Source organism: Bradyrhizobium sp. 149 (assembly GCF_023073915.1).
Classification (GTDB): Bacteria; Pseudomonadota; Alphaproteobacteria; order Rhizobiales; family Xanthobacteraceae; genus Bradyrhizobium.
Map to the genome: position 1 here is coordinate 1282700 of NZ_JADPKK010000022.1, position 13554 is coordinate 1296253.

The 13554-nt window shown below is 61.3% G+C and carries 15 protein-coding genes; 4 read left to right on the forward strand and 11 right to left on the reverse strand.

Annotation, left to right across the window (positions count from 1 at the left end; genetic code table 11):
- Positions 1-84: 84 nt before the first annotated feature.
- From IVA88_RS23835 to IVA88_RS23850, 4 genes are all read right to left on the reverse strand, one after another.
- Positions 85-963 (reverse strand): AraC family transcriptional regulator, encoded by an 879-nt coding sequence (locus IVA88_RS23835; protein ID WP_247499599.1) that lies wholly within the window; start codon positions 961-963, stop codon positions 85-87.
- Positions 964-1156: 193 nt separating this feature from the next.
- Positions 1157-1561, reverse strand: coding sequence for a nuclear transport factor 2 family protein (locus IVA88_RS23840; protein WP_247499600.1), 405 nt, complete (start codon positions 1559-1561; stop codon positions 1157-1159).
- A gap of 1 nt (position 1562) precedes the next feature.
- A complete protein-coding gene (locus tag IVA88_RS23845; RefSeq protein ID WP_247499601.1) occupies positions 1563-2459 on the reverse strand; it encodes an MBL fold metallo-hydrolase in 897 nt (298 codons plus the stop codon).
- A gap of 67 nt (positions 2460-2526) precedes the next feature.
- Complete coding sequence (locus IVA88_RS23850; RefSeq protein ID WP_247499602.1) at positions 2527-3171, reverse strand: DsbA family protein; 645 nt, start codon at positions 3169-3171, stop codon at positions 2527-2529.
- A 105-nt stretch (positions 3172-3276) separates the two neighbouring features.
- Here IVA88_RS23850 and IVA88_RS23855 point away from each other — a divergent pair, with 105 nt between their 5' ends.
- Positions 3277-4239: a LysR family transcriptional regulator gene (locus IVA88_RS23855; protein ID WP_247499603.1), complete on the forward strand. Its 963-nt coding sequence runs from the start codon at positions 3277-3279 to the stop codon at positions 4237-4239.
- Positions 4240-4306: 67 nt separating this feature from the next.
- Here IVA88_RS23855 and IVA88_RS23860 read toward each other — a convergent pair whose 3' ends face one another.
- A complete protein-coding gene (locus tag IVA88_RS23860; protein WP_247499604.1) occupies positions 4307-5203 on the reverse strand; it encodes a LysR family transcriptional regulator in 897 nt (298 codons plus the stop codon).
- Positions 5204-5471: 268 nt separating this feature from the next.
- Here IVA88_RS23860 and IVA88_RS23865 point away from each other — a divergent pair, with 268 nt between their 5' ends.
- Entirely contained in the window at positions 5472-6206 is a 735-nt protein-coding gene (locus IVA88_RS23865) for an SDR family oxidoreductase (protein ID WP_247500399.1), read from the forward strand.
- Between the two features lie 41 nt (positions 6207-6247).
- Positions 6248-6841 carry an NAD(P)-binding domain-containing protein gene (locus tag IVA88_RS23870; RefSeq protein ID WP_247499605.1) on the forward strand — a complete coding sequence of 198 codons (594 nt, stop codon included), beginning with the start codon at positions 6248-6250 and terminating at the stop codon, positions 6839-6841.
- Positions 6842-6999: 158 nt separating this feature from the next.
- Here the strand turns inward: IVA88_RS23870 and IVA88_RS23875 are convergent, their stop codons facing one another.
- The 5 genes from IVA88_RS23875 to guaA form a co-directional block, all read right to left on the reverse strand.
- Positions 7000-7383, reverse strand: coding sequence for a hypothetical protein (locus tag IVA88_RS23875; RefSeq protein WP_247499606.1), 384 nt, complete (start codon positions 7381-7383; stop codon positions 7000-7002).
- Positions 7383-7529, reverse strand: a complete 147-nt coding sequence (locus tag IVA88_RS23880; RefSeq protein WP_247499607.1) for an integrase — start codon at positions 7527-7529, stop codon at positions 7383-7385. The genes IVA88_RS23875 and IVA88_RS23880 overlap by 1 nt, the downstream gene beginning before the upstream one ends.
- Positions 7530-7711: 182 nt before the next feature.
- The gene (locus IVA88_RS23885; protein ID WP_247499608.1) at positions 7712-9160 is read right to left on the reverse strand and encodes a hypothetical protein; all 1449 of its coding nucleotides are present in this window, start codon (positions 9158-9160) and stop codon (positions 7712-7714) included.
- Positions 9157-10518, reverse strand: a complete 1362-nt coding sequence (locus IVA88_RS23890; RefSeq protein ID WP_247499609.1) for a ParA family protein — start codon at positions 10516-10518, stop codon at positions 9157-9159. Before IVA88_RS23890 ends, IVA88_RS23885 begins: the two co-directional genes overlap by 4 nt.
- A 415-nt stretch (positions 10519-10933) precedes the next feature.
- Positions 10934-12532: a glutamine-hydrolyzing GMP synthase gene (gene guaA / locus IVA88_RS23895; RefSeq protein ID WP_247499610.1), complete on the reverse strand. Its 1599-nt coding sequence runs from the start codon at positions 12530-12532 to the stop codon at positions 10934-10936.
- Between the two features lie 149 nt (positions 12533-12681).
- Between guaA and IVA88_RS23900 the strand changes: the two genes are divergently transcribed.
- Entirely contained in the window at positions 12682-13053 is a 372-nt protein-coding gene (locus tag IVA88_RS23900) for a nuclear transport factor 2 family protein (RefSeq protein ID WP_247499611.1), read from the forward strand.
- 41 nt (positions 13054-13094) lie between these two features.
- Here IVA88_RS23900 and IVA88_RS23905 read toward each other — a convergent pair whose 3' ends face one another.
- Positions 13095-13547, reverse strand: a complete 453-nt coding sequence (locus IVA88_RS23905; RefSeq protein ID WP_247499612.1) for a helix-turn-helix domain-containing protein — start codon at positions 13545-13547, stop codon at positions 13095-13097.
- Positions 13548-13554: the final 7 nt, after the last annotated feature.

A 13554-nucleotide genomic window follows, 5' to 3' on the forward strand; every position in this document is an offset into this window, starting at 1 on the left:
AAGGAGCCAAACAAGACATCAGGCACCTGTCAGCCGCCACCCGTTTCCTGAGATCGCTTCGTGGTGCGGCCGCCGCCAGCCGCGCTATTTCAGCGGCAGAAAAAGCTCCGCGACCGTCTCATGCTCCGGCACCTCCGGAAAGAAGCTCAGCCGCTGGCAATAGATCGGGAAGTCACGTGCTTCCTCGCCGCTGGCCGGAAGCCAGTCGCGATAAAGGTAGAGCGCGGCGGGCTCCAGATTGTCGGTGTTGCCGACGACGCGCAGCACCGCGCAGCGTCCGCCAGGGATCTCGCCAGCTTTGATCTGTTCGCCGTTCGCCTCGATCGGCGGTGCGGTCCCGACGCAAAGGTCCACGCTGTAATCGGCAGGCGACGCAGGCCGCCGCTCGGAACGCCAGACGTTGAAGGTCGGACTTGTGCTGGGGTGCAGGTTAGCTGCCTTGCGCCACGCGATGAACCGCTGGATGGTGGCGGGAAGCGTGGCCGGGTCGCCGCGGTGCTCCATGATCGCGACCTTCGTGGATGGCACATCGCGTATCGTCACGTCATCATTGGTAAAGTTCTTCATGAGCTTGCTCCTGGCGTTGTCGAGAGGCCCGAAGGCCGCAAGCCACGGCTCCCAGTCGGGAGATTTCCGGAACGACGACGGCGATTGCCCGAACCGTTGCCGAAAGGCGCGGGCGAAGGCATCGGGCGCATCGTAACCGGCATCCATCGCGATCTCCGTGACGCTTTGGGCGTCACTGTAGGCCAGCCGGTGCGAAGCGCGCTTCATCCGCGCCAGCTGGACATAGCGATGCACGGACAACCCGAAGGTCGCCGTGAACTGCCGGTGGAAATGAAACTTCGAGAAGGCCGCAACGCCGCTCACCGATTCCAGGTCCAGATCAGCGTCAAGATGCCGGTCGATATGATCCAGCACCCGCCGCATCCGGGCCTGATAGTTTTGCAGCGCCGCCTTCATCGTCCCTCCTCCGTGGCGGCTCCATCTAGTCGCTGACGGCCATGACTTGCTCGACCGATCTTGCGGTTTGGCATGGATCGCGTCGATCCCGTTTTTGAGCGTAATGGGCACCTGCGTAACGGTTAGAACGAAAAAGAGGAGCCCGCACGTCGCAAGCTCCCCTTCTCTCGTACGTTCCGACGTCATACGGCTGCTAGTGGACAGCAGGCTCCAGCGCCTTTTGCACCATCGCGGTGTCGACATATTGAGTCATGCTGGCGATCTTGCCGTCCTTCACCAGATAGAGGTGCGCGAAGGTGGCGCGCATGGCCTTGCCTGTCGCCTTGTAGGTCCCGGAGTAGACGCCGAAGGCGGCGACGCGATCGCCGTCTTCGAGATAGGTGTGGACGTCGGCGCGATAACCGCTCCATTCAGTGGCGAGACGCCGGAACACGCCTGCGACAATCGCGTCGGGTCCGACATAGGTCCCCGCATACGGAAATCCTTCCGCTTCGGTCCATGCGGCATCGGGAGCGAGAGCGGCCAGCAAATTGCGGCCGTTCTCTTCCGACGATGATCCCTCGTAGGTGGCGCGGATCAGGTCGAGGTTCGCACCCATCTCAGCCCCATTTCATCTCGCCGGTGGCGACTTTGGAGCCGATGTCGAGCGCAACGCCCATGTCAAGGCCGGGGAAGCGCGCTCCCATCGCTGCCTTCAGCGTCGCGGAGTCCTTGGCCTTCGCCAGTTCCTCGTCGAAGGCTTTGAGGTAAGCGATCGTGTGCTCGACACCGGATAGATCGGTCTTTGCGTCCACCGCGGAGTGGCCGGGCACGACGATCGCCGGCTTGCGCGCCGCGATCTTTTCGAGATTGGCGATCCAGGCGGCCCGCTGCTCTGTGGTCGGCGTGTCGGCGGTCCAGACATGGACGCCCGAGAAGATCAGCACGCCGCCGAACACCGCGTTCAGCGACCGCACGAACAGATAACGCCGGTTGGCCAGGCCGTCTGCGCCGACGATCTCGATGGTTTCGCCGTCGACGCTGAGCGTCTTGCCATCGAACGCTTCGGGGATGACCACGTCGGCAAGCACCTGCGGGCCGTTCTCCTTGAGTTGCGGCCCCCAGACGGCAAGCTTCTTTTCGACGCTGGCGTTGATGGCCGCCAATGTCGCGGGCGCCGCGAGCACGCGGGCCTCCGGGAAAGCTGCCTTGATCGCGCCGAGGCTGAAGTAATAGTCCGGGTCCGACTGGCTGATGTAGATGGTGGTGAGCTTCTTGCCGGTTGCCTTGATCGCTTCTGCGACAGCCTTGCCATCGGGCAGCGTGAAGCCGCCATCGATCAGCACGGCTTCGCTCGGCCCGGACACCAGAACGGGAGCCCGGAAGAAGCCGTTCTGTCCGGCTGGGAGATGCTTCCAGGTGAGCCCGCCGGCGGCATGGCCGAGGCCTGCAGGTGCGAACAAAGCGGCGGCGCCGGCGGCGAGAGTCGTCTTCATGATGGTTCTCCTTGTCTGCATGGTCGTCTCCTGGTGCTGATGTGCGATCACGAATTGGAAGTGGATGGGTCTGTATCGAGCGTCGTGCTCAAGCCGCCTTCAGTCCATCGACGAGGGCGTCGAGGCCGCCGAACAGCGCGCTCGCCTGCACGAGGCGACGGTCGTTGCCCTTCCCCTTGATCAGGGCCGGGACGCCGTTGGCGCCGAAGCGGCGCATTTCCGCACGCCCGGCTTCGAGGCGGTCGCGGTAAGCGGCGATCAATGCGGCGTCTGGGGCCGCCAAGCGATCGGCGGCCTCCGCGAGCTGAATAGCGCGCAGCGCATCGGCGAGAACTGACATGTCCGTGCTGTCGCGACCTTCGACATAGCGGGCGTTCTGAATGGACTTCAGAGCTGCGAACTCTCGACCCGGAGCGGTGAGCGCAACAGCCGTGAGCGCCAGTGTCGCCGGGCCGGAATCGAACAGCCGCGTGCGGTCGCCGAGGACGTCACGACGGTAGGCTTCGCTGAAGATCTGACCGCTCAAGCGCGAAATGCGCTGGTCGTTCGACCAGGCATAAGCGGCAAAGCCGTCGTCCATCGGACGGGCACCATCGCCGGCGAACAGGCCTGTCGGCGCAAGCTCGACAGTGAAATCGGGTCGGGCGACAAGCTGTTCGAGCAGCGTGGCGGCGCCGTAGCACCAGCCGCAGAGCGGATCGAACAGGTAGGTGATGTGAATGGGCGAGGACATGGCGATCTCCTTGATCGCAACTTGGCACGCGCAAATTGATCGATAAATACCGACAAAACATACAGAATGTATGCTATTTCTTGACAATTCTGAGACGATGAGCTCATGAACCTGAACCGACTGGCCTATTTCGCCGCCGTCGTGGACACCGGATCCTTCACGCGGGCCGCCGAGCGGCTCGGCATCACCAAGGCCGTGGTGAGCCAGCAGGTGGCGCAGCTGGAGCGCGATCTCGGCACCAGCCTTCTCGTGCGCACGACGCGCCGGGTCCATCCGACCGAAGCGGGCCGCATGTTTCATGCGCGCTGCGTCATGATCCTGCGCGAAGCGGAGGATGCCTTCGACGAACTCGCCCAGGCGGCCGCCGAGCCGACCGGCACGTTGCGGATCACGGCGCCCAACGACTACGGGACGGCCGTCGTCGTCGCCGTCGTCACGGCCTACGCGGCACGCTATCCCAACTGCCGCGTGGAGTTGACGCTCGAAGATCAGACGGTCGATCTCGCCTCGGGCCAGATCGACATGGCGATCCGTGTCGGGTGGCTGGTCGATTCCAGCCTGCAAGCGCGCAAGATCGGCGCGTTCCGGCAGTTGCTGGTCGGCGCTCCCGCCTTCACGGACCGGATCGCCGCCGCGCGCGATCCCGACGACCTCGTGACGCTGCCGTTCATCGCCAACATGGCGCTGCGCGAGCCGCTGCTGTGGCAGTTCTCGCGCGGTGATCTCGATCGACGCGCCGTGCGCCTGCAGGCAAGCATCGCCATCGACACGACGCCGGGAGTGCTCGCGGCCGTGCTCGCCGGCGGCGGCCTTTCAGTGCTGCCGGATTTTTTGGTGGCAGACGCTCTGGCGGCGGGGCGCCTCATTCACATCCTGCCGCAAAGGCAACTGCCATCCGGCGGCATCCACACGGTCTATCCCGCAGCCCGCTTCCGTCCGCCCAAGGTGACGGCGTTTGTGGAGATGCTGACGCGGCCCAGCGACAGGCGGGGTTGGTCGGGGCAAAATAGCTGCGGGGGACTAATTAGTCCCCTCCGCTGGACCGTTTGCTTGCCTCAGGCAAGCTAAGTGCACTGTCACCGAATGCCGGCTTGCGACCGGATGACGGCAAGCGTTGTCGGCGACCTGCCGCGCGTCAGTCGCGCGATACGGACAGCCCCGCGAGCAGCGGCGCGTACGCGGCGAGCCTGCGTGATACGAACTCGGTGAAGAGCCGCACGCGCTTGGTCTTGCGTGTCTCGCCCTGTGTGAGAAGCCAAACCGTTCCGTACATGTGCAGGTCGGTGCCCGGCACCCTCACCAGCAGCGGGTCGGCATCGCCGACGAAGCACGGCAGCGTCGTGATCCCGAGCCCTTGCTGGACAGCAGCGATCTGCGCCCCGGCGTCCGAGGTCCTGAATGGAACGCTCGTGGCGCGAACTTCACCCGCGCTGGCCCAATCCGGGATGCCGTGAATGCTGATGACGATCCACCGGATCGGATCAGGCGCGCCCGCACGCCACGCGGCTAGTCGATCCCTGGACATGTAGACGCCGCCGAACAGCTCCGGTCCCTTCAGGCCGTGAAGATTGAGCGGCAGGGTTTTGCGGTCATAGACAACGCGGATCGCGACGTCGGCCTCCCGGTTGGTCAGATTCGCCAGCTCGCCGAACGACAGGATATCCATCTCGATATCAGGATGCAGACGCGCGAAATCGGCGAGATCAGACATCAGCAGGTGCGTCGCCATCGGCGGCGCCAGCGTCACCCGCAGACGCCCGCGCACGCTCTGGTCGCGCCCGAAGACGCGCGTCTCCAGCTGGTGCGACGAGGCTTCCATCTGGTCCGCGAATTCGAGGACCTCCTCGCCTGCTTCCGTCAGGCGGTAGCCCGAAGGCAGCTTTTCGAACATGTGGACCTCGAGACGTTCCTCGAGCTGGGCGATGCGTCGCAGCACGGTCGCGTGGTTCACACCTAGGCGCTCGGCGGCAGCCCGCACCGAGCCTCCACGCGCGACGGCAAGAAAGTAGCGAACGTCATCCCAGTCGATCATGGTGCAATCCCGCACCGCGCGGTGCGCCTTCCAAAGCCCGTAGCAATTGCTCCTACAGCAGCACGGGCAGTCATCATAGCCCATCCCGACAAGCACGGCTCACTTCCGAACGGCGGACACCGATCGTCGCCGTTTGGCGTCGCTCGTGCGGCCGGATCGATTTCGCACCACCGATGTGCGCGCATCCGCACTCAACGCCTGCCGCCGGTGGACCTATGTCGCGGGTCTCGGGGGCAGATGCTGTCCCGACACGACGACAGGAGAAATCATGGGAAAGCTTGACGGTAAGGTTGCAGTCATCACGGGTGGATCGAGCGGCATGGCGCTGGCGAGCGCCAGGCGCTTCGTTGAAGAAGGAGCCTATGTCTTCATCACGGGACGAAGGCAGGAGACGCTCGACCAGGCCATCAAGCTGATTGGCCGGAACGTGACCGGCGTGCGCGGCGACGCGGCCAATCTCGACGACCTCGACCGCCTGTTCGACACGGTCAAGCGGGAAAAGGGCAAGATCGACGTCCTGTACGCGAGCGCCGGCATCGGCGAAGCCGTCGCACTGGGCGAGATTACCGAGCAGCATTTCGATGCGACCTTCGGCCTGAACACGCGCGGCACGCTGTTTACGGTGCAGAAGGCGTTGCCGCTGTTTCGCGATGCCGGATCGATCTTCATGACCGGGTCCGTTGCATCGGTGAAAGGTTTTCCCGGTTACGGCGTGTATGCGGCGAGCAAGGCGGCGCTGCGCTCATTTGCACGCACGTGGCTCAACGAACTGAAGGGCAGGAATATCCGGGTGAACGTGCTGAGCCCGGGGCCGATCGCCACACCGATGCAGGATCAGGTTCTCACCGAGGAAGCGAAGCGGATGTTCGAAGCCCTGATCCCCAGGGGAACGATGGGTCGTCCTGAGGAAATTGCGGCGGTCGCGCTGTTTCTTGCTTCGGACGATTCGAGCTTCGTGAATGGGGTGGAGTTGTCCGTCGACGGCGGCTTCTCGGCCATCTGAACGGCCTGAAAATCAATATCAACACGGATCGGAGAAATATCATGAGCTGCGCAATCATAGGATTCGGCAAGATCGGCCAGGCCCTCGCCCACGCCTTCGCCCGTAAGAACATCGACGTAACAATCGCGAGCCGCCGGCCGCCCGAGGCGTTGGCGCCGCAGGCCCGGGCGATTGGCACCACGGTCGTGGCCAGGTCGCTGCGGGAAGCGCTGGAGGCCGACACGATCATCCTGGCGGTCCCGTTCGGGGAGCATCGCGAGGTTGCGAAGGCCCTGCCGAGCTGGAAAGGCAAGACGATCATCGACGCGACGAACGGGTTTGGAGAAGAGCTGGACGGTCTCCTGTCCTCCGCCGTCGTCGCGAAGGCGTTCACCGGCGCCAAGCTCGTGAAAGGTTTCAATCACCTGGGTGCGGCCACTCTGGCCACCGATCCGGTCGTCGAGGGCGGCCACCGGGTCGTCTTTATCTCGAGCGACGACGACGACGCGATCGCTCCCGTGGCGGCCCTGGCCAAACAACTCGGGTTCGCACCCGTCAAGCTGGGAAAGCTCAACGAAGGTGGCGCGCTGGTGCACGCACGCGGCCGCGTTTGGGGCCAGCTGATCTTCCAGGATTTGTTCAGGAAGGAACAGTAATCGAGCTACGACCGTGTGATCGACGCCGAGAACTGGTCGCGCGCTAACTTCTTCGAGCAGCGCGCGACCGAATATTTGAAGGAGTGACAGAAGGAGTTGCGTTGACAGTGCACAAAACTAACCTCGAGTTTAGTGCACTGTCACCATGACGACGCGGATCACTTTTTAGTCGTGCCCTCAGATGGCTGCTCAGCAGACTCGCCGATTTTCTTCGAGACCACGTAGACGTCGACGCCGCTCATCGAGCATTCCTCGCTTGATGCCTGGCTTTTCGTGATGACCTCAATTGTCTTGCCGTCCTTGGTGTGAAACGTGATGTCGTAAACCTGCTGGTAGAGGTCCTTGCCGATCTTTTCGGATGCGAGACGAACGGCCTTGGTCTGCGCCTCGATCACCGATGGGATATCAATCAGGCCGGCGTTCTTGAGGTGCACGAGGGCCATGTTCTTGGGCCAACTCGCGCAGTCCGGAGACTTCGCCAGAGCCACCGCAGCCGGCATAGAAAATATTGCGGCCATCACCCCTTTCAACGCCGCGCGCATCAATGCACCACCTTGGTGTGGTCGCCACTTTCAAAGACCTGCTTGCGCCCATTGATGGGCAGGAGGGCAACGTACATGCCGTCGCGGTCGCCGCGCTTGCAAAGCTTCTCGCCAGCCTCGAGCTTCTGAAGTCCCGCATCGGTCAAAGGTATTCTCCGTTCGGTTCGCCGCCAGATACAGGCCGCGGCGCTTCGTAAGACGTTGAACAGGTCGATCGAGGGCGATCCTACTAAGCCCGGCCATTGAATGCACTGGACTGCAGTGCGTTCAACTCGCACGCCTTCTTTGGCGAGCGTTAGTTCAATGCACTGTCAACGTAATCCTGAAATTACCCCGCCGTGGGCGGTCGAACGCCTCCGCGACGCTTTATCTTCGCAGCGACCCGGAATAGATCCGGCATGTTGATGCGGTCGCCGGACCGTTCTTCGACTACCCCAATACTCTTGAGTGCATCCAGCAGGACCTCCTCAGCCGCACTATGCCCAGTAGTACCTTCGAGTCCAATTGGACCTGGTCGACTGCTTCGACGAGCAACTTGGTTCACTCGGGCAACAGTTCCTTGACTCCGCCATCGCCTCACAAAAGCGTCTGGAGGACAGGGAACTTCAAGCCCTTCCAGATCGTCAAGCACGGTCTTAATCCACGGATAGTCTTCGCCCAGTTGATCCACACGCACGGTTGAAGCCGCCTGAACTCCCTCTCGAATACCGAGGTGATCGATAGGCGTTATTTTTGATTGAATTCGAGTTTGCGCCGCCTTGCGTAGCGCAATGAGAAAGCTACGGGGCGTAGTTTCGTGAAAGGCATCGGCGAGGTGATCTATGACCCAAGTGTACGTGCGACCTCTTCGTCGGTCGGCGCCCATGAACTCGCCAGCAATCAAATTGAAGATTGCTCGCTGAGTATCCTCATCGTCCATATCCGCATCGGCCGTACTGCCTATCGCTTCCCGCAATAGTCGCCTGAAAGCTGCCTTAGACTTGCCATCGCGCGACAACGCCGAAAAAAGGAGGCCATACAGCTCAACCGAATGCCACGAAAGGGGAACGGTCATTGCCTTGAGCTTGGATGCATCGGTGAAATCGAAAAGCGCTTCGTCTCTCTCTTGGTCAGTGCGCAAAAACACCTTCGCCCGCATATTGGCGAAGCCGAACATGTTGAGCGCGAGTTGAAGTATTCCCTGTGAAAGGGGACGAATCTGGTCCCAGTTTTTCGCGAGGCGATCTAGAGCGTCGAATACTATTAGAAATTTTCTATTGCTTCGACCGAAAGCCTGATCCGCGTCTCGCAAGACCTGCTCCGCGCGTTCGGGATCCTCGCTTGCCCACTCAACCACGTCCTTCAGGGATTTTGGCAGAGATCGGCGCAATGTCGGCGCAACCGCTCGCAGCAAGACTGCGGTCCAGATTGCCTCTGGCTCGATCTCACGACTAAGCAAGCTAGTCAGCGTCGCGGATGATGGAGCAACGCCCTCCACCTTCCCAGCGTGCTCATGAAAGCCAAGTACTACGACCATCCTATCCAGCTTGAGCTCACGATAATTCTTAGCGAGTTCAAGACGCGTGCTATCGTGCGCCAAGGCACCAGACCACACGCTTTTTCCAGCGCCACGATTTCCAACGATGAGAGGGTTATTGAAGCTAAGCGCCTTGGAATGCGCTGGCGGTGCATACAGATCGGAGATTGCCAATGGTTTATCTGCACTGGCAGCCGACTTTGGGTCTAAGTGAGCCAAAACAGACCGAATGTCAGCGATATCAGATTCGGAAACGCTCATTTTATTCCTAGCCTATCCGCCAACAATTTCAGGAATTGGCCAAAGGAAGCGTTATAGCGCTCCGGTGAAAGCTGGCTGCGATCTGCGACCGGATCAAACTCATAGTATCCTTCATCCACGAATATCGGCCAACCGAAATGAGGGCCGGTAGGATCGTCAAGATCAAAACCAAACACATCTGATCGACCGCTTTCTGTCTCTTCCTCTTCGTCATAAAGATGCTCCGCGAACATCTCGAAAGCATTATCGCGGAAATGAGCAAGAGACCCTTCGTTTGGCGCTGCCTTTGCGTGAACCATTTTCAAGCGGAATCGCCAATCGTCTACCCCGCCGAGAGGCTTAAAGCGCGCTAGGTGCGCCAGAAAGTACCGATATCCATCCCACGTTTGCGGCGTATCGATTCCGAAGAAGAGAACGTCTGCGCCCAACCCCTGAACCGTGGCGGCAGTAGTCTCATTGAGGCCCGCGCGCGCATCCACGAAAATAACGTCGTAGTGGCGACGTGAGGCCAAGTCTCGTATCATTGTCCTCATTTGTTCCAGTAAGGTAAAACGCTCCACTCCTCCTTCGCCTACGTCCTCTAAGTACGCGCGTGAAATCTTTCCAATGACATTCTGAGGAAATTGGCGGCAACGCCGACCAACCGCCGGGACGACGAACACCTTACCTGGGCCTCTCGTCAATGCGCTTGGCGCTCTCATTTCATCGAGAAAACGCCCGTCGACGGATCCACGTCCATTCTCTACAAAGTAATCGATGGCACCGAAGAGTGGTTGTTTATCCTCGGGAATAAACAGCTCCCCAAGCCCAGGCGCTTCAAGATCAGCATCGAGAGCTAGAATGGAGAGCCCTCTCCTTGCAAATTCCGCGGCAGCAACTGCCAAAGCTGTCGATCGGCCAACTCCGCCCTTGTGACTTGCAAAAACAACAATTGGCGGGACATTCCCGATTGCCGGCCAAATTCCTCTAATCCAATCCTGGCCTACGATTCTGCGTTCAACGACTCGAACGAACCGTGGCTTAGCTGCCGTCGCAACGTACTCGAGGATACCAGCCTTAGGATCGCTGAGCGTATCATCAAACAATTCGCTGGGCGTAGCAATTGGGAATTCACCTGCGTAGGTTGCCATCGCGGCCTTCACTGCGCTTGTAAGCGCATCACGTTTCGCTTGTGCTATCTCGCCACGCACGATGTACGTCAGATTTCCATCGGCATCGCGCAGAAAACAGTCTCGCCGAAGCGCTTTTGGCCCGAGGTGCTCAGCCACCAAGTCTGTAAATGTTGGTAGAGCATCGTCGTAGCGAACTGTCAGCTTCGCCTTACGTGCGCTTCCCTTCTGAGCTTTCTTTTTTGTCATCGCTTGAGCCCTGCGGCCGACATTAATCGTGATGCGTGTTGGCGCCACACGTCATACTGCGACTTCCCAATGGAGGAGTCTGCCGCATATCGATCGTTAACAGTCCACCCATCCATCAATGCGCTCATTTTAAGCACAGTGTGAAGAGCAGTGTCACGTCGGCCATTCAAATGTTTTCTGGCAACCGCTAACAAGGTTGGAAAATGGACATGCGGCGCCTCCGCAGTGGGTCGCAAATTCTCAAGGCGGTACTTCACAGCGCATTCCGCTGCGAACCCCACGAGATGACTTGCATTGCCCCACCGCGAGGTGTTCGCCAGCAGTTCGGCGTCCTGGAAATGCCGGATTGCAGCCTCAGAATAATTCTCAGCCATTACAACAGCGCATTATTGTTTGTCCGCCAACTCGATTGATCTCACTCCCACTCAATCGTCCCCGGCGGCTTGCTCGTCACGTCATACACCACCCGGTTCACGCCCTTCACCTCGTTGATGATGCGCGTGGCGGTCTCGCCCAGAAACTTCATGTCGAAGGGGTAGAAGTCCGCGGTCATGCCGTCGGTTGAGGTGACGGCGCGCAGGCCCACGACGAAGTCGTAGGTGCGGCCGTCGCCCATGACGCCGACCGTCTTCACCGGCAGCAGCACGGCAAAGGCCTGCCAGATGTCGTCGTAGAGGCCGTGCTTGCGGATCTGGTCGATGTAGACGGCGTCGGCCTTGCGCAGGATGTCGAGCTTTTCGCGCGTGATATCGCCGGGGCAGCGGATGGCGAGGCCGGGGCCCGGGAACGGGTGGCGGCCGACGAAGATTTCGGGGAGGCCAAGCTCGCGGCCGAGCTTGCGCACCTCGTCCTTGAACAGCTCGCGCAGCGGCTCCACCAGCTTCATGTTCATGCGCTCAGGGAGGCCGCCGACGTTGTGGTGCGACTTGATCGTCACCGAGGGGCCGCCGGTGAAGGAGACGCTCTCGATCACGTCGGGGTAGAGCGTGCCTTGGGCGAGGAAGTCGGCGCCGCCGATCTTCTTGGCCTCCTGCTCGAACACCTCGATGAAGAGGCGCCCGATGGTCTTGCGCTTGGTCTCGGGGTCGGTGACGCCTTCAAGCTCGCCCAAGAATTGCTTGGAGGCATCCACGTGTACGAGCGGGATGTTGTAGTGGTGGCGGAACAGGTCGACCACCGTCTTGGCTTCATCGAGACGGAGCATGCCGTGGTCGACGAACACGCAGGTGAGCTGCTCGCCGATCGCTTCGTGGATCAGCACGGCCGCAACCGCGGAATCGACTCCGCCGGACAGGCCGCAGAGCACCTTGCCCTTGCCGACCTGGCTGCGGATCTTCGCGATCTCCTCCTCGCGGAAGGCGCGCATGGTCCAGTCGCCGGACAGGCCTGCGATCTTGCGGACGAAATTGCGGATCAGTTTGGCGCCGTCCGGCGTGTGCACCACTTCGGGGTGGAACATCAGGCCGTAATATTTGCGCGTCTCGTCCTGGATGATCGCGAAGGGCGCGTTCGGCGAGGTGCCGGCGACGGAGAAGCCCGGCGGCATTTTTGTGATGCGGTCGCCATGGCTCATCCAGACCTGGTTCTTGCCGCCTGACGACCAGACGTCCTCGAACAGCTTGCTCGCGGCCTTGACCTCGACATCGGCGCGGCCGAACTCGCGGTGATGGCCGCCTTCGACCTCGCCGCCGAGCTGGGCCGCCATGACCATCTGGCCGTAGCAGATGCCCATCACGGGCACGCCGGAATCGAAGATCGCCTGGGGCGCGCGGGGCGAGCCCGCCTCGTGCACCGATTCAGGGCCGCCGGAGAGAATCACGGCTTTCGGCTTCATCTCGTTGAAGGCCACTTCGGCCTTGTTGAACGGGACGATCTCGCAATAGACGCCGTCCTCGCGCACGCGACGCGCGATCAGCTGCGTCACCTGGCTGCCGAAGTCGACGATGAGAATCTTGTCATGCGCCGAGGCCACCGAGGGCGTCGACGCGGAGCGGTCGTTCTGTGCTGCTGTCATGGCCAGCAGATACGCGACAGGGGCTTTTCCCGCAACCGCGCGGGCCGCGCGCCCACATTCTTCTTTGGGCATGGACAGACGGAGATAGGTAAGTATTGTTGACCTAATATGCCTCACACCCGAACAAGGGCCGATCAGGGAGAAACGTCATGCCACAGCATCATCAGCCGTCATCGCTCGCCGCGCTCGGCCGCACCTGGGTCGAGGCCTGGAATGCGCGCGATCTCGAACGCGTGCTCACGCTCTATGACGAGGACGCCGTGATGACCTCGGACCGCATTCCCGCGATGGGGTTCGATGAAAGCGGCACCGTGCGCGGGAAAGATTCGTTGCGCGCCTATTGGGGCAAGGCGCTCGGGCTGATCCCGAACCTGCATTTTTCGCTCATCGACTTGTTCGTCAGCCCCGACAGCGTGGTGGTGTTTTACGAGAACGAGCGCGGCAAGCGGATCTGCGAATATCTGCGCGTGAATGCGGCGGGAAAGATCGTGCAGGGATCGGCGAATCATCCGGTGCACTGAAGCCGCGATTCTGGCTTGAGACGCACCAAGGCCGCCGCGATTCAGCGCTTGCGCTGGCCGGCCTTTCTCACCCTGGTATCGGACCATGCCAGCGGACGGCCGGCCCGCGACGGGAGCACGAGCTTCCCAACGGGCTGGCCGGTCTCGTCCACCAGGTCCGAATGGACTTCGCCCCGCGCGTAAAGATTTGCTTCGCCCCATTGGCGCAAGCTGACGACGACCGGAAACAGCTCGCGTCCCCTCTTCGTCAGCGCATATTCCCGATAGGCGCTCCCGTCGGAGGCCGGAATCGGTTCGAGCACGCCAAGCTCCACCAGCCTGTGCAGGCGCGCGCTGAGCATGCCCTTGGCGATGCCGAGGTTCTTCTGGAAATCACCGAACCGGCGCAAACCATCGAAGGCATCCCGCACGATCAGAAGCGACCAAATGTCCCCGATCGCGTCGAGTGCACGCGCCACCGGGCAATCAGCCTGGGCAAAACCGGTCCGCTTCATTCCCGCC